The sequence below is a fragment of the Aeromonas sp. PS2Canimalfood6 genome (assembly GCF_048276795.1).
Lineage (GTDB): Bacteria > Pseudomonadota > Gammaproteobacteria > Enterobacterales > Aeromonadaceae > Aeromonas > Aeromonas caviae.
In genome coordinates this window covers 15,836-39,005 of record NZ_JBLUXC010000014.1, presented here as the reverse complement: position 1 = coordinate 39,005, position 23,170 = coordinate 15,836, and the positions used below count along the sequence as shown (strand labels likewise).

The 23,170-nt window shown below is 65.4% G+C and carries 19 protein-coding genes; 9 read left to right on the top strand and 10 right to left on the bottom strand.

The genetic code is table 11. The features are described from left to right. Positions 1-5 precede the first annotated feature (5 nt). Positions 6-485 (bottom strand): GNAT family N-acetyltransferase, encoded by a 480-nt coding sequence (locus tag ACNPAA_RS08390; protein WP_103243324.1) that lies wholly within the window; start codon positions 483-485, stop codon positions 6-8. A gap of 3 nt (positions 486-488) precedes the next feature. Then, positions 489-860, bottom strand: a complete 372-nt coding sequence (locus ACNPAA_RS08385) for an MmcQ/YjbR family DNA-binding protein (protein ID WP_039038958.1) — start codon at positions 858-860, stop codon at positions 489-491. 106 nt (positions 861-966) lie between these two features. Between ACNPAA_RS08385 and ACNPAA_RS08380 the strand changes: the two genes are divergently transcribed. Next, entirely contained in the window at positions 967-1,761 is a 795-nt protein-coding gene (locus ACNPAA_RS08380; protein ID WP_104452773.1) for an alpha/beta fold hydrolase, read from the top strand. 15 nt (positions 1,762-1,776) lie between these two features. Here the strand turns inward: ACNPAA_RS08380 and ACNPAA_RS08375 are convergent, their stop codons facing one another. After that, the gene (locus tag ACNPAA_RS08375) at positions 1,777-2,754 is read right to left on the bottom strand and encodes a LysR family transcriptional regulator (RefSeq protein WP_080988704.1); all 978 of its coding nucleotides are present in this window, start codon (positions 2,752-2,754) and stop codon (positions 1,777-1,779) included. A gap of 61 nt (positions 2,755-2,815) precedes the next feature. Here ACNPAA_RS08375 and ACNPAA_RS08370 point away from each other — a divergent pair, with 61 nt between their 5' ends. Genes ACNPAA_RS08370 through ACNPAA_RS08350 form a run of 5 tightly spaced genes read left to right on the top strand, consistent with a single transcriptional unit; the run spans position 2,816 to position 10,199 of the window. After that, a complete protein-coding gene (locus ACNPAA_RS08370; protein WP_139700293.1) occupies positions 2,816-4,513 on the top strand; it encodes an L-lactate permease in 1,698 nt (565 codons plus the stop codon). Positions 4,514-4,525: 12 nt separating this feature from the next. Beyond that, positions 4,526-5,317, top strand: coding sequence for a (Fe-S)-binding protein (locus ACNPAA_RS08365; RefSeq protein ID WP_244812504.1), 792 nt, complete (start codon positions 4,526-4,528; stop codon positions 5,315-5,317). Then, positions 5,310-6,746, top strand: a complete 1,437-nt coding sequence (locus ACNPAA_RS08360; RefSeq protein WP_417891682.1) for a LutB/LldF family L-lactate oxidation iron-sulfur protein — start codon at positions 5,310-5,312, stop codon at positions 6,744-6,746. The genes ACNPAA_RS08365 and ACNPAA_RS08360 overlap by 8 nt, the downstream gene beginning before the upstream one ends. Position 6,747: 1 nt before the next feature. After that, on the top strand, positions 6,748-7,392 hold the full coding sequence (locus tag ACNPAA_RS08355) for a LutC/YkgG family protein (RefSeq protein WP_161646650.1): 645 nt from the start codon (positions 6,748-6,750) through the stop codon (positions 7,390-7,392). Further along, the gene (locus tag ACNPAA_RS08350; protein WP_417891681.1) at positions 7,392-10,199 is read left to right on the top strand and encodes an FAD-binding and (Fe-S)-binding domain-containing protein; all 2,808 of its coding nucleotides are present in this window, start codon (positions 7,392-7,394) and stop codon (positions 10,197-10,199) included. Before ACNPAA_RS08355 ends, ACNPAA_RS08350 begins: the two co-directional genes overlap by 1 nt. A 696-nt stretch (positions 10,200-10,895) precedes the next feature. Here ACNPAA_RS08350 and ACNPAA_RS08345 read toward each other — a convergent pair. The 3 genes from ACNPAA_RS08345 to ACNPAA_RS08335 form a co-directional block, all read right to left on the bottom strand. Further along, positions 10,896-11,936 (bottom strand): lipocalin-like domain-containing protein, encoded by a 1,041-nt coding sequence (locus ACNPAA_RS08345; protein ID WP_417891680.1) that lies wholly within the window; start codon positions 11,934-11,936, stop codon positions 10,896-10,898. Positions 11,937-12,109: 173 nt separating this feature from the next. Next, positions 12,110-14,545, bottom strand: coding sequence for an FtsX-like permease family protein (locus ACNPAA_RS08340; RefSeq protein WP_417891679.1), 2,436 nt, complete (start codon positions 14,543-14,545; stop codon positions 12,110-12,112). A 21-nt stretch (positions 14,546-14,566) separates the two neighbouring features. Then, positions 14,567-15,247 (bottom strand): ABC transporter ATP-binding protein, encoded by a 681-nt coding sequence (locus ACNPAA_RS08335; protein ID WP_041215391.1) that lies wholly within the window; start codon positions 15,245-15,247, stop codon positions 14,567-14,569. Between the two features lie 152 nt (positions 15,248-15,399). Between ACNPAA_RS08335 and ACNPAA_RS08330 the strand changes: the two genes are divergently transcribed. The 3 genes from ACNPAA_RS08330 (at position 15,400) to ACNPAA_RS08320 (ending at position 18,033) form a co-directional block, all read left to right on the top strand. Further along, the gene (locus ACNPAA_RS08330; protein ID WP_010674381.1) at positions 15,400-15,873 is read left to right on the top strand and encodes a DUF4357 domain-containing protein; all 474 of its coding nucleotides are present in this window, start codon (positions 15,400-15,402) and stop codon (positions 15,871-15,873) included. 135 nt (positions 15,874-16,008) lie between these two features. Next, positions 16,009-17,433 (top strand): sodium:proton antiporter NhaD, encoded by a 1,425-nt coding sequence (gene nhaD, locus ACNPAA_RS08325; RefSeq protein ID WP_417891678.1) that lies wholly within the window; start codon positions 16,009-16,011, stop codon positions 17,431-17,433. Between the two features lie 33 nt (positions 17,434-17,466). Further along, positions 17,467-18,033, top strand: coding sequence for a pyridoxamine 5'-phosphate oxidase family protein (locus tag ACNPAA_RS08320; protein ID WP_319874223.1), 567 nt, complete (start codon positions 17,467-17,469; stop codon positions 18,031-18,033). A gap of 59 nt (positions 18,034-18,092) precedes the next feature. On the opposite strand, the gene ACNPAA_RS08315 is transcribed toward ACNPAA_RS08320, so the two are convergent. The 4 genes from ACNPAA_RS08315 to ACNPAA_RS08300 all read right to left on the bottom strand — a co-directional run bounded on the left by ACNPAA_RS08315 (position 18,093) and on the right by ACNPAA_RS08300 (position 23,123). Continuing rightward, positions 18,093-19,289: a Bcr/CflA family multidrug efflux MFS transporter gene (locus ACNPAA_RS08315; protein WP_010674385.1), complete on the bottom strand. Its 1,197-nt coding sequence runs from the start codon at positions 19,287-19,289 to the stop codon at positions 18,093-18,095. A gap of 52 nt (positions 19,290-19,341) precedes the next feature. Then, a complete protein-coding gene (locus tag ACNPAA_RS08310) occupies positions 19,342-21,030 on the bottom strand; it encodes a hypothetical protein (protein ID WP_043155610.1) in 1,689 nt (562 codons plus the stop codon). Positions 21,031-21,099: 69 nt separating this feature from the next. Next, a complete protein-coding gene (locus tag ACNPAA_RS08305) occupies positions 21,100-22,362 on the bottom strand; it encodes a hypothetical protein (RefSeq protein ID WP_417891686.1) in 1,263 nt (420 codons plus the stop codon). Positions 22,363-22,562: 200 nt separating this feature from the next. After that, a complete protein-coding gene (locus ACNPAA_RS08300) occupies positions 22,563-23,123 on the bottom strand; it encodes a hypothetical protein (RefSeq protein ID WP_043155612.1) in 561 nt (186 codons plus the stop codon). Positions 23,124-23,170 lie beyond the last annotated feature (47 nt).

The window sequence follows — 23,170 nt, the reverse complement described above, 5'->3', positions numbered from 1 at the left end:
ACCCGTCATGGCAAGCGGCAGTGGAGCCGATGGCGGATAAATTGGACACCGCCGCGCTCCACTGTCTCCAATCCGGTCAGCAGGAAGCCGTGACGCAGGAAGAGGGCGAGGCTGAAGGCGCTCGCCTCCGTGGTTAGGCTGCCAAGCCCCATCTGGCTGGCGGCTGCCAGCACCCGCTCCAGCAGCAGGGTGCCGAGCCCCTGGCGCGGATGATCCGCGCTCACGTAGAGCAGGCTGAGATGACCGTCATCGCTCAGGGTGGCAAAGCCAAGGGGCACATCGTCTTGCTCGATGACCCAGCCATGGTGCTCGCGCAACTGGCTGGCAAGCCGCGGGTGATGGGCACCCCTGGCCCACTGCTCCACCTGCTCCGGGCTGTAGTGTGCAGGCCCCAGGCGGCGTACCGACTGCTCGAACAGGTCCAGCAGCCTTGGTATGTGTGCCTCCTCGAGGGGGACGATGCGAGGAGAAGAAGGAGACGGCATGGGTCAACCCTCCCTGATGGTCGCGCGGGGGGCCTGGGGCCGCTTCGCCCTGGGCAGACCCGCCACCACCCGCTCATAGGAGTGGACTATCCAGCCCTGCCAGAGATCGTCAGACAGGCCTTCACTCAGGGTCACCGTGTTCCAGTGCTGCTTGTTCATGTGCCAGCCCGGTTTCACCTCGGGGTGGATCTCCCGCAGCAGCAGGGCGAGCTCGGGTTCGCACTTCAGGTTGATGGAGAGGGGCTCCGCCTGCCAGTCCACCAGGGCAAACATCTTGCCGGCGATGCGGTAGACCAGGATCTCCGGGCCGAAGGGGGTGTCCTCGGTGGCGCCGGGCTGGCTGAGCAAAAATTCACGCAATTGAACGAGGGTCATGGGGACTCCAGGCTGGTCCGATCATGGTGGAAGCATGTTCACCGGGGTGAGCCTTCTGTTAATATGCGCGCCGAGTATACCCCCCATCACCCCGGGAGCCCATGAGATGTTGTACCACAAGACCTTTGAACTGGGTCCCGATCGGGATTGGGTGGTGTTCGTGCACGGTGCGGGCGGCAGCTCCTCCATCTGGTTCAAGCAGTTGCGGGCCTACCGGGAGCACTTCAACGTGCTGCTGCTGGACCTTCGCGGTCACGGCCAGTCCAACCAGCTGCAGCAGGTGGTAAAGGGGCACTACAGCTTTCGGGCCGTGACCGAGGATATCCTGCGCCTGCTGGATCACCTGCGCATCCCCCACGCCCATTTTGTCGGCATCTCCCTTGGCACCATCCTCATCCGCCATTTGGCGGAGCTTCGCCCCGAGCGGGTCAAGAGCATGGTGCTCGGCGGTGCCATCCTGCGTCTCGACATCCGCTCCCGGGTGCTGGTGCAGCTTGGTCGCCTCGGCCAGCACTTCCTGCCCTACATGTGGCTCTACCGCCTGTTCGCCTTCATCATCATGCCGCGCCAGCACCATCAGGAGTCCCGCAACCTCTTCGTGCGCGAGGCCAGAAAGCTGTGCCAGAAGGAGTTCAAGCGCTGGTTCCGTCTCGCCACCGAGGTGAACCCCCTGATGCGCTACTTTCGCGAGCGGGCCCTGCCCATTCCCACCCTCTACGTGATGGGGGAGGAGGATCACATGTTCCTCGCCCCGGTGCGTGAGCAGGTAGCCCGCGACCCTTACAGTTGCCTCGAAATCATCGAAAAGTGCGGCCACGTCTGCAACGTGGAGCAGCCGGATCACTTCAACCGCCAGTCCCTGGCGTTTCTCTCCCGTCAGGCGGCGTCATCCGCCCTTTGAGGCCCGGCAAGGGCCTCAGATGAAGTAGTGGCCAATCTCCAGATAGCGCTGGCGGATGTGCTCGATGAGCAGCCTTATCTTGCGCGGCGGCTGGCGGGTGAAGGGGTAGACGGCGTAGATGCCGAGCTTCTTGCCCACCCGGTCGGGAAACAAGTCCACCAGATCCCCCTGCATCAGGTCGTGATAGACCAGACAGCGCGGCACATAGACGATGCCGCGCCCCCCCAGCGCCGCCTTGCGCAGGGCCCCGGCGTTGTCGGTTGAAAAGCTCCCCGACACCGACACCAGATAGTTGCCCTCTTCCCCCTTGAAGGCCCACTCCGAGGCCCCCGTGCTCTGGTAGGCGTAGCGCAGGCAGTTGTGGGTGAGCAAGTCTGACGGCTCGCGCGGCGCCCCGAAGCGGCGCACATAGGCGGGGGCGGCGCAGATGACCCACTGGGAGTCGAGAATGTGGCGGGCAATCAGGCTCGAGTCATCCAGATAGCCGGTGCGAATGACCAGATCGAATCCCTCTTCCACCAGATTGACGAAGCGGTTGTCCAGCGACATCTCCACCGTGAGCCCCGGGTGCTGCTGGCAAAAATCGGCCACCGCATCGGCGAGCAAGAGCTCCCCCGAGATGGTGGGCACCGACATCCGCACATGACCGCTCACCTTTTCACCAAATCCCGCCACCGCGTCGAAGGCGTCCAGTGCGGCGGCCTTCACATTTTTGGCACCCTGATAGAGCGCCTTGCCCGCCTCGCTCAGGGTGAGCCGGCGGGTGGTGCGATAGAGGAGCTGGACCCCGAGCTCCTCTTCAAGACGCCCGATCCGCTTGCTAACCACTGAATTTGTCAGGGAATTTTGTTCAGCCACCTTGCTGAAGGAGCCGGCCTCCACCACCTGGGCGAAGAGGATGAGGTCGTCGGTACTGGCCATATTGATCAACTTTTGGAACGAATGTTGTTCATTATTTCCATATATCGCGAAAAAGGAACAGGGTAAGGTCACGTCCGCTTAACAAAACAACAACAAGGTGCGCCTCTGCACCCCTCTGGACAAGGACGCAATGATGACAGACACCCTGCTGGCCCTGGTGGCCTTCTCGCCGATCCTGGTGGCCGCCGTGCTGCTGGTCGGCCTCAACTGGCCCGCCAAGCGCGCCATGCCCGTCGCCTTCCTGTTGACCGTGTTCATCGCCCTCTGGGGCTGGCAGATGAGCCCGACCCGGGTCTTCGCCTCCACCCTGCAGGGGCTGGTGATCACGGTGACCGTGCTCTGGATCGTGTTCGGCGCCATCCTGATGCTCAATACCCTCAAACACACCGGTGCCATCACCGCCATTCGCGGCGGTTTTACCAACATCTCGCCGGACAGGCGCATCCAGGCCATCATCATCGCCTGGTGCTTCGGCGCCTTTATCGAAGGGGCCTCCGGTTTTGGCACCCCGGCCGCCATCGCCGCGCCGCTGCTGGTGGCCATCGGCTTTCCGGCGCTCGCCGCCGTGCTGCTCGGCATGATGATCCAGTCCACCCCGGTGTCGTTCGGCGCGGTGGGCACCCCCATCCTGGTGGGTATCAACAAGGGGCTGGATAACCAGGCCATCGGCCAGACCCTGAGCGCCGGTGGCAGCAGCTGGGACATCTACCTGCAACAGGTGACCACCAACGTGGCCCTCATTCACGCCACTGTCGGCACCCTGATGCCGGTGCTGATGGTGATGATGTTGACCCGCTTCTTTGGCCGCAACCGCAGCTGGACCGAGGGGCTCTCCATCCTGCCATTCGCGATTTTCGCCGGGCTCGCCTTCACCGTCCCCTATGCCCTCACCGGCATGCTGCTCGGCCCCGAGTTCCCGTCCCTCATCGGCGGTCTGGTGGGGCTGGCCCTGGTGGTGACGGCGGCGCGAGCCGGTTTTCTGGTGCCCAAGAACTCCTGGGATTTCGCCCCCGAGAACGAGTGGCCCGCCGAGTGGCTGGGCTCCTTGAAGCTCGATCTCAAAGAGGCCGCCGGCCGCCCCATGTCGCTCATGCTGGCCTGGCTCCCCTATGTGGCGCTGGCGCTCCTGCTGGTGGCGAGCCGGGTGAGCCCGGCATTCAAGGCCAGCCTCCTGTCGGTGAGCCTCGCCTTCACGGATCTGCTGGGTGAGAAGGGGGTCAGCGCCTCCATTGAGCCGCTCTACCTGCCGGGGGGCCTGCTGGTGCTTTGCGCCCTGCTCGCCACCTGGCTGCAATCGCGCTCCCTCGCCCCCTTCGGGCGGGCGCTGGGGGAGTCCAGCCGCACCCTGATCGGCGCCGGCTTCGTGCTGATTTTCACCGTGCCCATGGTGCGTATCTTCATCAACTCCGGCGTCAACGGGGCGGATCTTGCCAGCATGCCGGTGACCACCGCCAACTTTGCCGCCGGGCTGGTGGGGGAGTTCTTCCCGGCCCTCAGCGCCACCATCGGCGCGCTGGGGGCCTTTATCGCCGGCTCCAACACGGTATCGAACATGATGTTCAGCCAGTTCCAGTTCGAGGTGGCCCAGACCCTGGGGGTCTCCACCGCCGCCATGCTGGCCCTGCAGGCAGTCGGTGCGGCGGCCGGCAACATGATTGCCATTCACAACGTGGTGGCGGCCTCGGCCACCGTGGGGCTGCTCGGTCGTGAGGGGGCGACGCTGCGCAAGACGGCGCTGCCGACCCTCTACTACCTGCTGGTCACCGGCCTTATCGGGCTGGCGCTCATGTACAGCTTCCACATCTCGGACGCACTGCTGCAGCTCAAGTAAGGAGAGCAAGTGATGAAGGTAATGCGGGTCTACCCGGCCAAGCCGGCCGATGTCTATCTCTACGCCACCTGTCTGGTGGACCTGTTCGACCCGGTGGCGGGGCTCGATGCCATCGCCCTGATCGAGCGGGAAGGGATAAGGGTGCACTTTGTCGAGAAACAGACCTGTTGCGGGCAGCCGGCCTACACCTCGGGTCACGAGGAGGAGGCGCGCAAGGTGGCGCAAAGCCAGATGGCGCTCTTCCCCGAGCCCTGGCCGGTGGTGGTGCTGTCGGGCTCCTGCGGCGGCATGATGCACCACCACTACCGCCGCCTCTTCCCCGAGAGCCCCGAGGTGGCCGATTTTTGCGATCGGGTGTTCGAGCTCACCGAGTTTCTGGCTCGGATCTGCCGGGTGCGCTGGCACGGGGTTGGGGAGGCGAGCATCGTCATGCACACCTCCTGCTCGGCCCGGCGCGAGATGCAGGTACACACCACGGCCCGCAGCCTGCTGGGCCAGCTCGATGGCGTCACCTTGCATGAACAGGCCTACGAGAGCGAGTGCTGCGGCTTTGGCGGCACCTTCTCGGTGCGCCACCCCCACATCAGCCAGGCCATGGTGGAGGACAAGACCCGCCACCTGCTGGCCACCGGCGCCGACACCCTGGTGAGTGCAGACTGGGGGTGCCTCTTGAACATCAAGGGATCCCTGGCCTATCAGGGCAAGACGCTTCCCGCCACCCATCTGGCGAGCTTCCTGCTCGCCCATAGCGAGCCAGTGGCGCAGGGCTTACAAGCGCAAAAACAGGAGGCCCATCATGAGTGAGCACGCCAAGTATTCGCCGCGCCGCTTCCATCCCCAGGCCGAGGCGGCCCTGGCCGACCCGGTGCTGCGCCAGAATTTTCGCGGTGCCATGGATTACCTGCGCGCCAAGCGCCGGGATGCCTTCGCCGACCCCACCGAAGAAGCGGCGGTGCGCGATGCGGCGGAGCAAATTCGCCAGCGCTGTCTCTCGCGTCTGCCCGATCTTTTGGAGCAGCTCGATGCCAACTGTGAGCGCAACGGCATAAAGGTGCACTGGGCCCAGACGCCGGACGAGGCCAACGCCATCATCCTTCGCATCGCCCAGCAACACGGGGTGAGCAGCATCGTCAAGGGCAAGTCCATGGTGAGCGAGGAGGTGGGCTTCAACCACGAGATGGCGCGCCACGGCATCCGCTGCCTTGAGAGCGACATGGGGGAGTTTATCGTCCAGCTCGACGGCGACACCCCATCCCACATCATCATGCCCGCCATCCACAAGAACAAGCAGGAGGTGAGCGACACCTTCGCCGGCAACCTGGAAGGCTTCACCCCCACCACCGACGTGGACGCCCTGATCCAGACCGGGCGGCGGGCCCTGCGTGAAGAGTTTCGCCGCGCCGGCATGGGGCTCTCCGGCGTCAACTTCGCGGTGGCCGAGACCGGCAGCCTGTGTCTCGTCGAGAACGAGGGCAACGGGCGCATGTGCACTACTGTGCCGAAAGTGCACGTGGCCATCACCGGCATCGAGAAGGTGGTGGAGTGCTTATCCGATGTGCCGCCGCTTTACAGCGCCCTGACCCGCTCGGCCACCGGACAGGCCATTACCACCTACTTCAACGTCATCAGCGGCCCGCGCCGGGCTGGGGAGCTGGACGGCCCGGACGAGGTGCACCTGGTGCTGCTCGACAACGGCCGCAGCCAGGCTTACCGGGACGAAGAGCTGCGCAAGACCTTGCAGTGCATCCGCTGCGGCGCCTGCATGAACCACTGCCCGGTCTACACCCGCATCGGCGGCCACGCCTACGGCACCATCTACCCGGGCCCCATCGGCAAAATCATCTCCCCCCACCTGCTGGGGTTAGAGAGCACGAGCGATCTGGTGACCGCATCGAGCCTGTGCGGTGCCTGCGGCGAGGTGTGCCCGGTCCGCATCCCCATTCCCGACCTGTTGCAGCGCCTGCGCCGGGAGGCCAAGCACGACGCCCAGCCCGGCCACGAACCGCTGGCGGGGCAGGGGGCGGCCAGGAGCCGGCTCGAAACCCTTGCCATGCAGGGCTTTGCCTTTGCCGCCACCCACCCGCGCCTCTACCACGCCGCAACCGGGGTGGCCGGTCGCCTGCGGGGCTTGATGCCCAAACACCTGGGCCCCTGGACCCAGTGCCGCGAAGCCCCCAAACCCGCCCCCCAGAGCCTGCACGCCCTGCTGCGCCAGAAGAAGAAGGAGTCCTGAGATGTCGAGCAAAGAGGCCATATTAAGCCGCCTGCGCGGCGCCGCCACCCCCATGGCCCACGCCCCCCATGGCTGGCAGCCCTGGCGCGGGGAGGATGATCAGGCGCGGCGTGAGCGCTTTGTTGCCGGGATCAGCGCCAGCCACGCCGAGATCCTCACAGTCCAACAGGCAACCCTGGCCCGGGATCTGGCCGTCTGGCTGGATGAAGAGGGCGTGACGAGTCTGGCCTGTGGTCAGGGCGGCCGTTGGCAGGAGGAGGTCGCGGCCGCTTGCGCCGGGCGATCTGTGTTGACCCCCGCAGGCGAGTTCGCGAGCTGGAAGGACGATCTGTTCGACGTCTGTCAGGCGGGCATCACCCACTGCGCGGGCGCCATCGCCGACACCGGCACGCTCGTGTTGCTGCCCGATGGCGGCGAGCCGCGCACCCTCTCGCTTGTGCCCCCCTGCCATATCGCCCTGCTGGCGGCCTCAACCATCGCCGACAACCTGGCGGGGCTGGTGGCGATCGGGCGCTGGCAGCAGGCCATGCCCACCAATCTGTTGCTGGTCTCCGGCCCCTCCAAGACCGCCGACATCCAGCAGACCCTGGCCTACGGCGCCCACGGCCCGAGCCGCCTCTTGGTGGTGCTGGTGGAGGATTGCTGATGCGCTGGAATGAATTTGACGCCGCCGTGCTCTCGCGCATCCCGCCGGAGCGGCTGGTGAGCGACCCGGATCTTCGGCTGGCCCACGGCACGGACGCCAGCTTCTACCGGCTGGTGCCCGAGCGCATCGTGCGCCTCGACTCTTTGGATGAAGTGCGTTTCGTGCTGGCGGTGTGCCGCGAATTGGGCCTGCCGTGCACCTTTCGCGCCGCCGGCACCAGCCTCTCGGGCCAGGCCCTGAGCGATTCGGTGCTCATCACCCTGACCGACAGCTGGCGCGGCCACCGCATTATGGACGAGGGGGCGCGCATTGCCCTGCAACCCGGGGTGATCGGCGCCGATGCCAACCGCTATCTGGCGCCTATGGGCCGCAAGATTGGGCCGGATCCCGCTTCCATCAATGCCTGCAAGCTCGGCGGCATCGCCGCCAACAACGCGAGCGGCATGTGCTGCGGCACCGCCCACAACAGCTATCACACCCTGCATGCCATGACCCTGCTGCTGGCCGATGGCACCGTGCTGGAGAGCGGCGATCCCCACAGCCGCGCCGCCTTGGCGGCCAAGCGTCCGGAGCTGCTCACGGGGCTCGCCGCCCTGCGCGTCGAGGTGCTGGCGAATGCCGAGCTTGCCGCCAAGATCCGCCACAAGTACCGGCTCAAGAACACTACCGGCTACGCCATCAATGCCCTGCTCGATCATGAGGACCCCGTCGATATCCTCACCCACCTGATGATCGGCTCGGAGGGGACCCTCGGCTTTATCGCCGAGGTGGTGCTCGATACCGTGCCCGAATACCCCCACAAGGCCTCGGCCCTGCTGGTGTTCCGGGACGCCGAGCAGGCCTGTCTGGCCACCTCGCGCCTGAAAAGTGCGCCGGTGGCGGCGGTGGAGCTGATGGATGGACGATCCCTTTGCTCGGTCGCGGGCAAGCCCGGCCTGCCGGACTTTATCAAGGCGCTGGATCTGGCTGTCTGCGCCTTGCTGATCGAAGTGCATGGGGAATCGAAAGAGGAGCTGGTGGATCGCTGCGAGCAGGTGATGGCCATGGCGGCCGAGTTCGCCCAGGTCGCCTCTGTGCCCTTTACCGGCGACAGTGCTGGGCTCTGGGCCATTCGCAAGGGGCTCTTCCCGGCGGTGGGGGCGGTGCGCACCACCGGCACCACCGTCATCATTGAGGATGTCGCCTTTCCCATCGAGCGTCTGGCCGAAGGGGTGGCGGGGCTGCAGCAACTGTTCGATCGCTTCGAATACGGTGAAGCCATCATCTTTGGCCACGCGCTGGAGGGGAACCTGCACTTCGTCTTTACCCAGGGGTTCGATGATCCGGCGCAGGTGGCCCGCTACGGTGCCTTTATGGATGCGGTGGCGGAGCTCGTCGCCGTGCGCTTTGGCGGGTCGCTCAAGGCCGAGCACGGTACCGGGCGCAACATGGCCCCCTATGTGGAACTGGAATGGGGGCCGGAGGGGGTGGCGCTGATGCGCCGCATCAAGGCGCTGCTGGACCCCGATAAACTGCTCAATCCCGGCGTCATCATCAACGACGACCCCAACGCCCACCTGGCCCACCTCAAGCCCATGCCGGCGAGCGATGCCATCGTGGATCCGTGCATCGAGTGCGGCTTTTGCGAGGCGGTCTGCCCCTCGCGCACCCTGTCACTGTCGCCACGGCAGCGCATCGTGCTTTACCGCGAACTGGCCCGCCGCAATCGTGCCGATGAGCCCTCCAACCAGCTGGCCCGGCTATTTGACTATCAGGGCATCGATACCTGCGCCGCCACCGGGCTGTGCGCCGATCGCTGCCCGGTGGGCATCAACACCGGCAGCCTGATCAAGAAGCTGCGTAGCGAAAAGTACCAGCGCTTTGTGCCCATCGCCCGCTGGAGCGCCGATCACTTCGTCGGCGTTACCCGCACCGCCCGCAGTGCGTTGGGCCTCAAAGCCATAGCGGGCAAGGTGCTGGGAGACAAGGCGCTGGCAGGATTAGTGAACGGGGTTCGCCATCTGAGCGGCCAGCGCACCCCCGCCTGGTTGCCCACACTGCCGGGGCCGAGCCGCTACCAATGGCCGCAAGGGGAGGGGAGCCATGGCGGCTCCAGTGAGGGCATTGGAGAGGATCGCGCCGTGGTCTATCTGCCTTCTTGCGCCAGCCGGGTATTCGGCCAGCAGGAGGAAGCCCCGTCACTGCCGGACGTGGTGTTATCCCTCCTCAATAAAGCGGGTTGCCGGGTCATAGTGCCGCAAGGTATCGAGGGGCTCTGCTGCGGCATGCCCTATGACAGCAAGGGGATGAGCGAGGTAGCGGGAGCCAAGCGCAGTGAGCTGGCCGAGGCCCTGTGGCAGGCAAGTGAGCAGGGGCGCTGGCCCGTGCTGCTCGACACCAGCCCCTGCGTGCAGCGACTGCTCTCGAGGGCGCTCGGCAAGGGCCTTCGGGTGTTCGAGCCCTCCGCCTTTGTGCTCGAATACCTGCTGCCCCACCTTGAGCTGACCCCCATTGATGAGACCGTGATGCTCCATATCACCTGCAGCAGCCGGCGCATGGGGTTGGGGGATAAGATGCTGGCGGTGGCACGCGCCTGTGCCCGGGAGGTGATAATCCCTGAGCATATCCAGTGCTGCGGCTTTGCCGGCGACAAGGGGCTGATGACCCCGGAGCTCAACGCCGCGGCCCTCGCCAGCCTGCCCGCCCAGGTCCCCAGGGATTGCCGTCAGGGATTCAGCAACAGCCGCACCTGTGAAATGGGGCTCAGCCAGCACGCTGGCATTCCCTATCACAGCATCCTCTATCTGGTGGATCAGGCGGCGAGATAGAAAAATAAAAACGGCAGGATAAATATCCTGCCGTTTTCAATAGGGTTACTAAGGTAACTTATTAGGGAAAGTGCGAACAAGTATCCCACGAACAAAAAATGAAAATTTTAGTCATTTAATATCAATGGGTTACCAGTAAATGCTCTCGTGCCATATGACTTATTCGCACCTTCCCTACCGCACGGATTTCAGCTTCCGTTGTGCTGCCTTCAAGCTGAATAAAATAGGATTGAACATTGCCACTCTCTGGATGCCTCTGGGGCTATAAGGGCCGGATGAGTAGTAGCCTATCAAAGGCCGACCGCTCCTGTTGAGTAAAAACACAGCCGTTCCGTGGGATTTGAATGAAATCTTGATGGTGGTCAGATTTTTACAGGGAAAGGTCAAGAGAAACGGGGGGAGGGGAGATGGCTTCTCTTCATTGCCACACCGCCCGGCCAACCAAGTCATGTGTTATCTCTTGCTCATCAATGCCTTGTAACAGCTGGTTACAGATCTTGCGTCGACCGGCGAACCCTTCCTCCAGTAAATTCAGCGGCGATTGAATGCACCACTAAGCCATGCTGGCCATCGCCTGCACCGCCGCCCTGTCCGCCTGTGACAGCGAGAAGGCGGCCAACAGCATCGCCAAACGCGCACCGATGCTGACATCCATGAGTCGAACCTGCTCATCCGCGATGGCGAACGGGGTAAGACTCAGTAGCCCGTCATCTCCAGATAACCGACGCCCTTGGCATTCCCCGAGACGGATACCGCCCCCTCCCAGTAGTCAAAGCGTCCCGTCATGGCCTGATCGGGCAGGCGCGCCTGGATGGTGAGCCTTATATCGCCGGCTGCCAGCTGCCACTCGATGGGGTAGGCTTGCCCCTTGGGGCCGCGCCAGGTCTTGCCGGGGGTGAGGCGGATCTGCGCAGGATTCAGCACCCGGCTGCTGCCGTCTCGTTCAATCAGGATGCCGTAGCGGTTCTCCGGCTCAGAGCGTCCCGATTTGGTGCGCAGGCGAAACAGCATCAACTCGCGGCCATCTTCAAACTGCAGCGAAAACCAGTCCCAGCCCGATTGCCACTGGGCCAATACCGAGCTGCTCCACTCGTGATCAAACCAGCCCTCACCGCTGACGTTACGGGTCTCCCCATCCAAGATCAGGGTGCCGCTGATGGTCAGGCGCGGGTAGGAGTAGTAGAAGGAGGCGTTGCCCGGGCTCTTCTCGCTGAAACCCGCTTTACCTTGCAGTACCGCGGGCTTGGCGGCGCTCACCTTCACATCAAGATCCCCCGCCTTGCTCCGCACCTTGAGGGTGGCGGGAAAGAGCGATTCCCCTTGAGAGGTAAGCACCCACTCTTTCAGCCAATACTCACCGCCGCTGGCACCGGCGAGCCCTGGCCCCTGGCGGCTGGTGCGCTCGTCCTGCTGGTGGCTGCCTTTGCTCACATCCGTGATGGCAAACTGGGCCAACCAGAGTTGAGGGGTGAGCCAGGGGTTCTCCGAGGTGATCTCCTGTTCAATGCCTTGGCGAAACAGGGTCCATTGCATGCCGTAGCCGCGTCCCTGCTCGTCTTTCAGGTTGCCGGTGAGATACCACCATTCGGAGCGGTAGTCGGGGTGGGCACCGTGATCGGCGGGCAGGTTGATGGACTGACCCGGCAGGGCCTTTTTGAAGTGATCGTTGCCGTCACCCAGGATGCTCCCCAGATCGCTGGCCTGCGCGTGGCCGCTTATGGCAACAAGCGGGATCAAGAGGGCTGCAAGCCAAGAGGACAAGATTCCCCTCACCCTGGCCCTCTCCCGAAGGGAGAGGGGATGGTTCGCGGCAGCTCTGTGCGCTTCTCTGCGCTGAATCAGGGGCGGTGATAGAGATCTGGTCAATGGGAACGTCAAGCCATGGCTGAGCCAGTGCGCCAACCAATCTTTCATACCACTCTCCTTGCGGCATACCAGGAGGCGAGCGCGCCACAGACGGGGGCGAGCAGGAGCGCCGTGACGGCGTGCAGGGGGGCGGCCTCGAAGGCCAGCCGCCAGCCAAAGGCGCGGGGGTTGACCACCTCAATCAGCACCCAGGCAAGGCCATAGCCCACCGGCAGGGCCAACAATGCGGTGAGCAGCCCGAGGCCTGCCCCTTGCCACACCAGCAGCCGGCGGCAGTGGCGCGGGCTCAGGCCAAGGCTTTGCAGGGTCTGCAACTCGCCGCGCCGGGCCAGCCCCAGCACCATAAAGGCCGAGCCGATGCCGACGAAAGCGATCCCCAAAATCAGTAACTTCAATAGCTCGGTCACCACGAAGGTCTGATCGAACACCCTGAGGGCGGCGGCGTGGATGGCGGGGGCGGGCAACAGGTTCACCTGCTCGCCAAACTGGCTCCTGAGCCTGTCGCCGAGGTGCTCGGGATCCGGGCTGAAGAGGGCAAGGGATTGCACCTTGCTCCCTTCGAAGGCGTGCAGTATCTGCCCCTTGTCGCTGCCGTAATCCTGATAGACGCCGGTGACGGTGAAAGCCCTCGGCCCCCCTTCGCTGGTTACCTCGAGGCGCTGGCCCACCCTGACCCCGAGGCGCACCGTCAGCGGTTCGCTCGCCAGCACCTCGTCGGGAGCGGCGGGCCAGCGCCCGGCGAGCAAGGGGTAGGCGGCTTTGAGTTCGGGGATAAAGTCCATCTGCGCCCACTCGATGGGCTGCCCCTGCCAGCGGGCGGGGAGCACGGCGCGGCGGGAGGCGGCGCGCACATCCGGCGAGGCGAGGATGGTGTTGAGGGTCTGCTCGCCGAGGGCGCCCCTGCTACCCGCCACCCCCTTGGGAGCGGTGACGTAGAGATCGGCGGCCAGACGCTGGCCGAGCCAGATCTCCACGCTCGAGCGAAAGCTCGACACCATGACCCCGATGCCGATGGCTGCGGCGATGGCCAGTTGCAGCGCCATCACCGCAATGGCGGTGCGATCCAGGTGATAGAGGGTTTCGGCCACCCCGAGCCGGGCGGTGAGGGGGCCGCGTGCACGCAGCCGCACCAGCAAGGAGCGAAGGGCATCGGGCAGCAGGAGGGCCATGGCGAGCAGCCAGCCCCCGGCCACGAAGAGGGCGCCGCCAAGGCCAGTGCAGGGCTGCCACAGACACAGGGCGCACAGCAGCAGAATGGCGATGGCGAGCCCCCGACGTTGCCAGGGATGAGCCGGCGGGCGGCTGTTGCCCTCTCGCAGCGCAAGGGGGGATTGGCGCAGCAGTTGCCACCAGCCAGGCAGGTTGGCGGCAAGCATCCCCAAAAGGCCAATCACCAGCGCCTTGCCAAGGCTGGTGGGGGAGAGGCGCAGCAGGTCGATGGGGTTGGGGCCATAAAGGTCGGCCAGCGCCTGGGTGAGCTGCCCCATCAGGGCGAGGGCCAGCAGGCTCCCCAGCAGCAGCCCGAGCAGAGTGCCGAGGGTGGCGAGGATCAGGATCTCCAGGGTCAGCCAGCGCAGCACCCGGCGCGGCGGCATCCCGAGGATGATGAGCTGGGCGAGCAGGGGGCGGCGCACGCTCTGCACGAAGCGCTGGGCGTTGAACACCAAAAACAATCCCACCGCCATGGCGAGCAGGGAGAGGGCGGTGAGGTTCAGCGCCAGCGCATCCCCGAGCTGGCTGGCATCGAGCGCCGGGCTGATGGGCTCAAGCCAGAGGGGCTGATGGGGGGCATAGGATTGCAGGGCCGCCTGCAAGGCTCTTTGCAAGGTATTGGCCTCTTGCTCGCTGAGCTTGAAGACGATGCGATCGAGCCGTCCTTCCTTGCCAAGCAGGGGCTGGGCGAGGCCGATGTCGGTCACCAGCAGCCGCTCCATGGGCACGGCGCCGGGCTCGAAGGTGCCGGCCAACGTGAGGGTCAGCGGGCGGGGCGGCGCCCCTTCACCGCCCCCCAGCACAAAGGTTCGCGACTGGCCCGGTTGCCAGTCAAGGCGCCTCGCCTCGGGGGCGGCCAGCCAGACGCTGTCGGCGCGATTCAACGAGACATCGGGTTGGCTGTCTGGCGCATCGCCAAAGAGGCGGCGCAGGGGGCCGGGGTTGAAGAGATCCATCCCCAGCAACTGGAAGCTGCGCCCCTGGGCGTCCTTGAGCCAGGCGTGAAGCTCTGGCATGGCGTCAAGGTTCGGCTGGCTTCGCACCAGCCTCACGTAGACTTGCTCATCCAGGCCACCCTGGGGGGCCAGGCGGTAGTTGGCCTCCCCGGCGAGCTGGCTGCGGGCAGCGACGAAGTTGGTGCGGGCGCTGTGGTTCAAGAGCTCGATGGCCACCACCAGGGTGACCCCGAGGGTGAGCCCGGCCAGGCTCATCAAGAGCAACCAGGGGTGAGCGCGATAGAGGCGCAGCAGCGCCTTGAGCGGCAACATCAGCAGGCCCCCCGGCAGAAGTCAGCCATGGCGGCGCCCCTTGAGCTCGACCAGCTGCCCCCCTTCAAGGCGCAGCACCCGATCCGCCAGGTCGCCATAGCCCGGGTTGTGGCTCACCAGCAAGAGACCGGCGCCAGTATCGCGCACCGCCGCCATCATCAGGGCCATCACCTGCTCGGCGTTGTGTTCATCAAGACTCCCGGTGGGTTCGTCGGCGAGCAGCCAACGGGGCTGATGAATGAGGGCGCGGGCCAGCGCCACCCGCTGGCGCTGGCCGCCGGAGAGCTGTTCCGGCCAGGCGTGGCGTTTGTGGCTCATGCCAAGGCGCGCGAGCAGGGCATCGAGGCGCCCATCGTCCTGGGGCAGGTTGTTTATCTGAAGGGGCAGGGCGAGGTTCTCGGCCACGGTCAGGGTCGGCAGCAGGTTGAAATCCTGATAGACGATGCCGAAATGGCGGCCACGCAGGCGGGCCCGCTCGTCTGTCGGCAGGGTGTCGAGGCGGGTCTCTTCCAGCCAGATCTCCCCCTCGTCCGGGGCGATGAGACCGGCGATGAGGTTGAGCAGGGTGGACTTGCCACAGCCGCTTTGCCCCAGCAGCAGGCAGGTCTCCCCCGGGGTGAGGGCGAGATCCAGCCCCTCGAACAGGGGGAGCGTCTCGCCGCCGTTGGCGAAGCGTTTACTGAGGTTGCGCAGGCTAAGCATGGGATAACCGTTTGATGGTCAATGGCTTTCACAATGTCCGTCACTATGCCAGTTAGTGATCGCGCCTGCAAAAGGGATGGGGATCCTCGCTGGATCCCGCTTGCCTGAGGTGGTTAGAATAGGGCCTTCCATGGGTCACAGGATGAGCAAGGATGTTACACAAGCAAGTCAGTTTTATCGTCGACAGCAAGGGCGTCAAGCAGGCTGCCGTGGTCCCCATCGATATCTACAACGAGCTGATGACCCTGCAAAAGGCCCTCTCCGACAACAAGCCGGGGGAGCGAGAGCTCTACCACTTCAACGGCAAGGGGGCAGAGGCCCATGGTTATCCGGTGGGCAAGCGGCAGAACCCCGGTTTCATGGTCCAGGCGGGCTCCACCGCCAACGGCGAGGATGCGGCCTCCCTGCGCGAGGCGGTGATCGAGCTGCGCCAGGAGCTGCTGGGCAAGGGGGTGCTCGTTCCCCACCCCGAAGGGGGCTTCATCTTTACCGCTGATCAGCTGTTCAACAGCCCGAGCCTGGCCGCGAGCCTGGTGGCGGGCAACAACCGAAGCGGGCTGGATGCCTGGCAAAACAGCGCAGGCTACACCCTCAAGCAATCGGGTTTTGGCAAGAAGACCTCCTGATGACGGGGCCTGGCAACGGGCCTCGCTCATGTTTGCCTGAGTGCCCGCGGCGGGCCGCTCATCAGGATGACAAGGAGGGCGGCTTCCCTTTGCGCTGCTAGCCTCAATGCCAGACGCCTGCCAGGAGATGCCGCCATGTCTGGACTCCTTCGCCTCGTGCCCGGGGCGGCCCTGCTCAGTGCCCCCGCCGCTGCGGGCAACGGCCCCCTCGATCTGACCCACAGCGGGGTCGGGCTCTTCGCCCTCGCCATCTTCGCCCTGGCTTATGCCCTGGTGATGGCCGAGGAGTACCTGAAGCTGCGCAAGTCCAAGCCGGTGCTGGTGGCCGCCGGCATCATCTGGATAGCCATCGGCCTGGTCTATACGGGGCAGGGGCACAGCGAGCTGGTTCAGGCTGGTTTTCGCCACAACCTGCTGGAGTATGCCGAGCTGATGCTCTTCTTGCTGGTGGCCATGACCTATGTGAACGCCATGGAGGACAGACTGCTGTTCGCCGTGCTGCGGGTACGCCTGGTGCAAGCGGGCTTCAGCCTGCGTACGCTCTTCTGGCTCACCGGTTTTCTCGCCTTTTTCATCTCCCCCGTGGTGGACAACCTCACCACGGCGCTGCTGATGTGTTCAGTGGTGCTCAACGTGGCCAACGGGGAGCGCCGCTTCATCAACCTGGCCTGCATCAACATCGTCGTGGCGGCCAATGCGGGCGGCGCCTTCAGCCCCTTTGGCGACATCACCACCCTGATGGTGTGGCAGGCGGGCAAGGTGCCGTTCCAGCAGTTCTTGCTGCTCTTCATCCCCGCCCTGCTCAACTTCCTGGTGCCGGCCACCCTGATGAGCCTGATGGTGCCCCGTCTGGTGCCCGCCATGCCGGGCGAGATGGTGGTGCCAAGGCGCGGCGCCTTTGTCATCGTGCTGCTCTTTGTGCTCACCATAGTGACCGCCGTCGCCTGCCATCACTTCCTGGGGTTGCCCCCCGTGCTCGGCATGATGATGGGGCTGGGCTACCTGCAATTTTTCAGTTTCTATCTGCGAAAGACCCAGCCCGTCACCCTGGCCCGGGCACGGGCGCTGTATGAGCGCACCGGGGACGAGGCCAGGCTGCTGCGTCTGGGCTCGGTGGTGCCGTTCGATGTGTTCAACAAGATTGCCAAGGCGGAGTGGGACACCCTGCTCTTCTTCTACGGGGTGGTGATGTGCGTCGGCGGCCTCGGGTTTATGGGGTATCTGGCGCTTGCCTCCCATTTCCTCTATGACGGTGGCGATCCGACCCTGGCCAACGTCACCATCGGCCTGCTCTCCGCCCTGATCGACAACATTCCGGTGATGTTCGCCGTGCTCTCCATGGAGCCGCAGATGAGCACGGGGCAGTGGCTGCTGGTGACCTTGACCACCGGGGTGGGGGGCAGTCTGCTTTCGGTCGGCTCCGCCGCCGGGGTGGCCCTGATGGGGCAGGCCAGGGGCATGTATACCTTCGTCGGGCACCTCAAGTGGTTGCCTGCCATTTTGCTTGGTTATATGGTCGGCATAGGGGCGCACCTGTGGCTCAACAGCGCCCTGTTTTAGGCAACCCGGTTCCAGGCACCAGGGAGAGGCAGGATGGGACAACTGTTCGAGGCGCTTTTGCCGCGCCATGTGGCCTTTATTGAGGCACAGAAGATCTATTTTGTCGGCACGGCGGCGGGGGAGGGCACGGTCAACCTCTCCCCCAAGGGCGGGGATTCGTTGCGCATTATCGATGCCCATACCCTGGCCTGGCTCAACCTGACCGGCAGCGGCAACGAGTCCGCAGCCCAGGTGTTGCAGAACCCGCGCATGACGGTGATGTTCTGCGCCTTCGAGGGGGCGCCCATGATACTGCGGGCCTATGGCCAGGCGCGGGTGCTGCACCGCACTGATCCGCAGTGGCCGTCGTTGCTGGCGCTGTTCCCCCCAAGCGTCGCGGCTCGCCAGATCTTCCTGCTGGACATTGAACGGGTCCAGACGTCGTGCGGCATGTCGGTGCCTCTGTATGAGTACCAGGGGGACAGGGAAGATCTTGCCAACTGGTCCGAGCGGCAGGGCCGGGAGGGGATTGAGGCCTACTGGCGCAAGAAGAACCAGCTAAGCCTGGATGGGCTGGAGAGCGAGATCCTGGCGCGCAGCGGGTTGCAGGCAGATGACTGAGGCCTGCGCCCCGATGCAAAAAGCCCTGTCCATGGACAGGGCTTTTTCATAGCAGGGCATCAGGGGACGCGCTTGCCGCTCAGCAGCCAGTAACTGAGGGCCGACCCCAGGCCGCAACCGGCGATGGCGATGGCCATGGGGAGCGGCGATTCGGGGGGATTGAGGTTGACCAGCACCCCCACCAGGGCCCCAAGGCCAAAGCGCAGGGTACCCGCCAGCGCCGAGGCGGTGCCTGCGGACTGAGGGAAGTGGCCCATCAGGCCGGTCATGGCGTTGGCCCCCACCAGGCTGATGTGGCCGACGAAGAGCACGACCGGGATGACGATGCCCCACAGGCCCCCGGTCTGGCTCCAGGCGTTGTAGATCAGCAGGGCCCCGGCGAGCGGCAGCACGGTCAGGCCGTATCGCAGCATGCGCTCGGCACCCACCCCTTTCACCAGCCGGCTGTTGGCGAAGGTGACCACCATCATCAGCAGGATGTTGAGGCCAAAGAGCCAGCCGTAGTGCTCGGTCGGCACCTTGAAATACTCGATGTAGACATAGGGGGAGGCGCTCAGGAAGGCGAACATGCCGGAGCTCGACAGAGCGCCGCACAGCACATAGCCCATGGCACCACGGTGGGAGAGCACCCCCCAGTAGTTGCGAAGCACCTGCCCGAGTCGCAGGGGCTGCTTGTGCTCGGGTTTGAGGGTCTCCTCAATCTTCCACTGCATCACCAGGCAGATGAGCAGGCTGATGGCCACCAGCAGCCAGAAGATGACCCGCCAGTCGCTGTGAGCGCTGATATACCCCCCCACCACGGGGGCCACCAGGGGGGCGAGGGTCATCACCAGGATGACGAAGGACATGGCGCGGGAAAACGCATCCTTCTCGAACAGGTCGCGCAGCAGGGCGTTGACCACCACGGAACCCGCGGCGCCCCCTGCGGCCTGCAACATGCGCCAGGCGAGGAGCTCAGGCAGGGAGTCCGCCATGGCGCAGCCCACGGAGGCCACGGCAAACATCGTCAGGCCCGCCAGGATCACCGGCTTTCTGCCGAAGCTGTCGGCGAGCGGCCCGTAAAAGAGCTGGCCGATGGCAAAGCCCCCCAGGAAGGCGCTGATGGTGAGCTGGGCGCCGTCGATGCTGGTAGCCAGATCCCGGGCGATGGCGGGAATGGCGGGCAGATACATGTCCACCGCGAGGGGAGTCAGGCCCGCCAGGGCACCGAGCAGGATGAAGAGGAAACGGGGGGAGAGGGAGCTGGCTTGGGGCATAGGGTATCCGAGTCGTGGGCTGGGCCGGGTTAAGAGGCAGGTGTTGAGTCTATCAGTTTTGGCGGGCGCGATCAGGTGCATCCTGCCCGATGCCCTTTTGTCTGGTGTGGCGCCAGAGCAGCCAGAGCCAGGCAAGCCATCCGAGCAGGGAGAGGGCATTGCCGGTGCGCTCCGGCCAGCGTGCCGCCAGGGTCAGGGTGAGGCTGTGGTGGCCCGCCGGAACCCAGAGTTGCATCAACCCCTGGCGATTGGCGCTCACCGTCAGCGCCAGGTGTCCGTCGAGGCGGGCCTCCCAGCCGGGGTAATGGTATTGGTGCAGGACCAGCCGAGTCGGCACCCGGGCCTTGATCTCCAGCGCCAGGGCGCGGGGTTGCCAGCGGGTCAGGGTCCAGCTTGCGTCTGGCGGTTCGGCGCTGACAGGCGGCTGGAACTCCTCCTTCCAGGCGAGCAGGGTCGGGGCGAACATGCCCCCCGGCACCTGCCTTGGCCTGTATTCCCGGGCACTGCGCTTGCTGTCGAACTCGAATGCCATGGCCTCCCGTTCGGGGGCCTGGGTGAGGGGGGCGTGACGCACATAGGCCAGGGTGGAGAGGAGGGTCAGCAGAAATACTCCCCACCAGAGCCCCTGCCAGAGACGATGGGGCTGGGTGCCGAGCGCCACCACGGCGACCGTGGCAAGGGCGAGCACCAGGTTGAGCCGCCAGGGAAACTGCACCCGCTGCAAGGGGGGAAGCAGGCTCCAGAGAGGCTGGCTCGGGGGCAGCATCATCAGGAAGGCGACGACGCCGATCGCCCCCCAGCACAGCAGCTCGGGGTGGCGCGGCTCCCGGGCGGCGGCCCAGGCGATGAGCAGCAGGACCAGGGTCAGCATGCTCTGCCACGCCAGGTGACCGCGAAAACGCCAGTCCTCCCAGGCGCTGGGCAGGCGGTCGAGAAAGTTGCGCCTGTAGTCGAACATGCCGCCACGCATCAGCTCCATGGAGATGGCCCCCTGATCCGCCAGGGCGGGCAGCAGCAGGGCGGCTGCCATGCAAAGCCCCACCCCCTGGGCGCCGAGGGCTTGCCAGCAGGGCGTCAGAGTGCGGGTGCGTCTGGCGAACCAGAAGGCGCGCAAGGTGACCAGCCCCATCATGAGCAAGAGGCTGGGGAGGTGGGAGAAGGCCAGCAGCGCCAGCCCTAGGATCAGCAGGGGCAACCCCTGAGGTCGTCCGCGGTGGGCGAGATCCTGCCCCAGCAGGATAAGGGGAGCCCAGGCGAAGGCCCAGAACTCCGCCAGGGCGAAGCGGGCATAGAGATCCATGGCGACATGATAGGGCCGCGCCAGATAGAGCAGGCTGGCGGCCAGGGCCCGGCCAGGGGGCGTGGTGGCACGCAGCCACAGATAGGCAAACACCCCGGAGAGCAGCAGGGCCAGGGTGGCGCTGCCAAGCAAAGGGTAGATGGCCTGCTGGGGGTGGGCACCGGGCCCGGCAAAGAGGGCGCTGACGTAGTAGGGGAGCGGGGGATAGAAGAAGAAGGTGGGGCTGCCGAAGCCGCCGTTCATGGCCATCAGCCAGCGGGGATAGAGTTCCCCCTGCCAGAGCTGACGGGCAAAGTAGTGGCCGGATAGCAGGTGATGAAACAGATCGTGTCCCTGGCTGCCCCCCTGCCACCAGAGCGGCAGCATCAGCAGGGCGCAGGCCAGCAACAGGGCCAGCGCGACCCGGATCCCCTCCCCGGTTCCGCTCGTGTTTCTTTCCATTGCACTGGTTCCTGACAGACCCGGCTGTGAGTGTAGACGAGTCGTGCGATGCCCTCGCAAGTGCCCGGTTTAGCGAGGCAGGGCGAGCCAGAGGCCGGGTTCGGCGTGAAAGCGGGGGGCAAACCAGAGGGTGTCATAAGGGCCTGGTAGCGCCTCTGCCCCCAGGGGGCGGCGGCTGAGGCGGCAGGCCCCCTGGGTGAGCGCAAGGGCGGCATCCCCCCGGTACCAGCCGTCGGTGACGGGCAGGGTTGTGGTTTCCCTAAGCAGCCTCACTCCCCACTGGGTCACCAGCGCCGGGCAGTTTTTTTCGGCGACTCTGGCCGCCTGCACCATGGCGGATGGGCGGGGTGGGGTGAAGGTCACCGCGAGCAGCAGCAATCCGGCCAACGCGACCAGTCCAACTCCTCGGCGTGGCAGCCAGCCTGCCAGCAGCACGAGGCCGAGCAGGGTGATGGGCGCCAGATGACGGGGATTGTCCGGATTCTGGCCAACCAGGGTCCAGAGCAGCAGGGCGAGCCAGTAGAGCGTCCAGAGCACGGAGGGGGTCGCATTGTGATCTTTTGACCGTTGCCAGAGCGGCAGTACCAGCAAGGCCCCCATCAAGAGGGGCCAGAGCGGGGTGAACTGATCGTTGAAGGTATTCGCCCAGCTCAGCAGCCGATCCCCGTGGGCTGCCGCCGTGTTGCCCCACAGGGTAAAGTGGCCGTCGGTAAAGCGCCGCCCCTCGGCAAAATAGGCCCAGCCATCGGCCTGCCAGACAAACAGCAGGCAGGCTAGCCCCACCAGCGCGATGGGGAGCACAAATCTGACGCGGTTGCCCTGCTGCGCCATCCCCAGCCAAAGGGGCAGCAGGGTCAGCACGAAGTAGGAGGGACGTAGCGCCAGCATGAGGCCCAGCAGCAGACCCGCCAGCGCTATCTTGCGCTGCTGCAAGGCCAAGAGTGTGCCGAGCCAGGCCGCGAGCGCCGGCCCGTCCGATAGTCCGGAGAGGGCGAGCGTCGGGGTGAGCGGCAGGGCCAATACCAGCAGCCAGACCGGCACCAGCAGGCCGGGCCGCTGCCACAATCTGACTGCGAGGAAGGCGGCGAGCGGCGCCAGCAAGCTGCTCCCCAAGAGGCTGGCCCACTGCACCGCGCGGGCCGGCTCGTCCACCGCGAGATTGATCAGTCGCGCCAGCCAGATAAAGGCGGGGTAGCCCGGAAAGTGGGGGGAGAACTCCAGCACGCTAAAGCGAGTCACCCCGTGGGCGAAGTTCAGGGCATCGTCGGAATCGAGCGCCACGGGGAAGGTCAGTAGCCAGCCAAGCCAGGCCAGTTGCAGCAGGGCAAGCAGCCACATGGTGATTGAGCTGGTGGAAGCCCAACGCCGATACGTTGCCTTCCCCCTCATCCCCAGCCCTTCTCCCGCAAGGGGAGAAGGGGGCAAACCGGCGTCCGGGTGCATCTATCGGCAGGCCGTGCGTAGGGTGGGGAGAGTGCAGCGAAACCCACCGTTTGTCACAACGAATTGGCGCAATGATGGGCTGGTGGCCATCAAAGCGGTGCCAGCACGGCCATCAGCGCTTTTTCGGCCTCGGTGAAAGCGGCGGCGTCGGCGGGCTTGGCTCCCACCCCGAACACCCCAGGGTTGCCGATGGCATCCAGCACCTTGGCCAGCGCCTGTTCGGCGGCTTTGCGATCCCCTTCATCGAGGGAGGGGAGGATCAAATCGAGGAAGCGCTTGCTCTTGACCACCAGAACCTTGGCGGTCTGGTAGTCGCCAAGGTTCTGGCTGGCCCCCTCGAGGCGGCGCTCGATCTCCGCCTTGTAGGCCCGGTTGAGCAGGGCGGCGGTGGCTGCGGCGTCTTTGGCCTTGATGGCGGCTGCCAGCGGTGCTTGCAGCTCGACCTTGTGGTGCTGTTCCAGATAGGTCAGCTCCTCGGCAATCTCGCTCAAGGTGGCGCTGGCTTCCTTGCCGTCAGTGGCTGCGCCCAGCAGTGCCTCGCGGGCATCGATCAGCGGCTCCTTGCCGGCGGCGGCGTAGGAGTAAGCCTGCGCCTGCCCGCAGAGGGTCAGCAGCAGGGTGAGGGCGAGTAAACCCGGGCGTATGGTCATCCTGTTCTCCTTACTTATGCCAAGAGGTTATGCCCATGGCGCGGCAC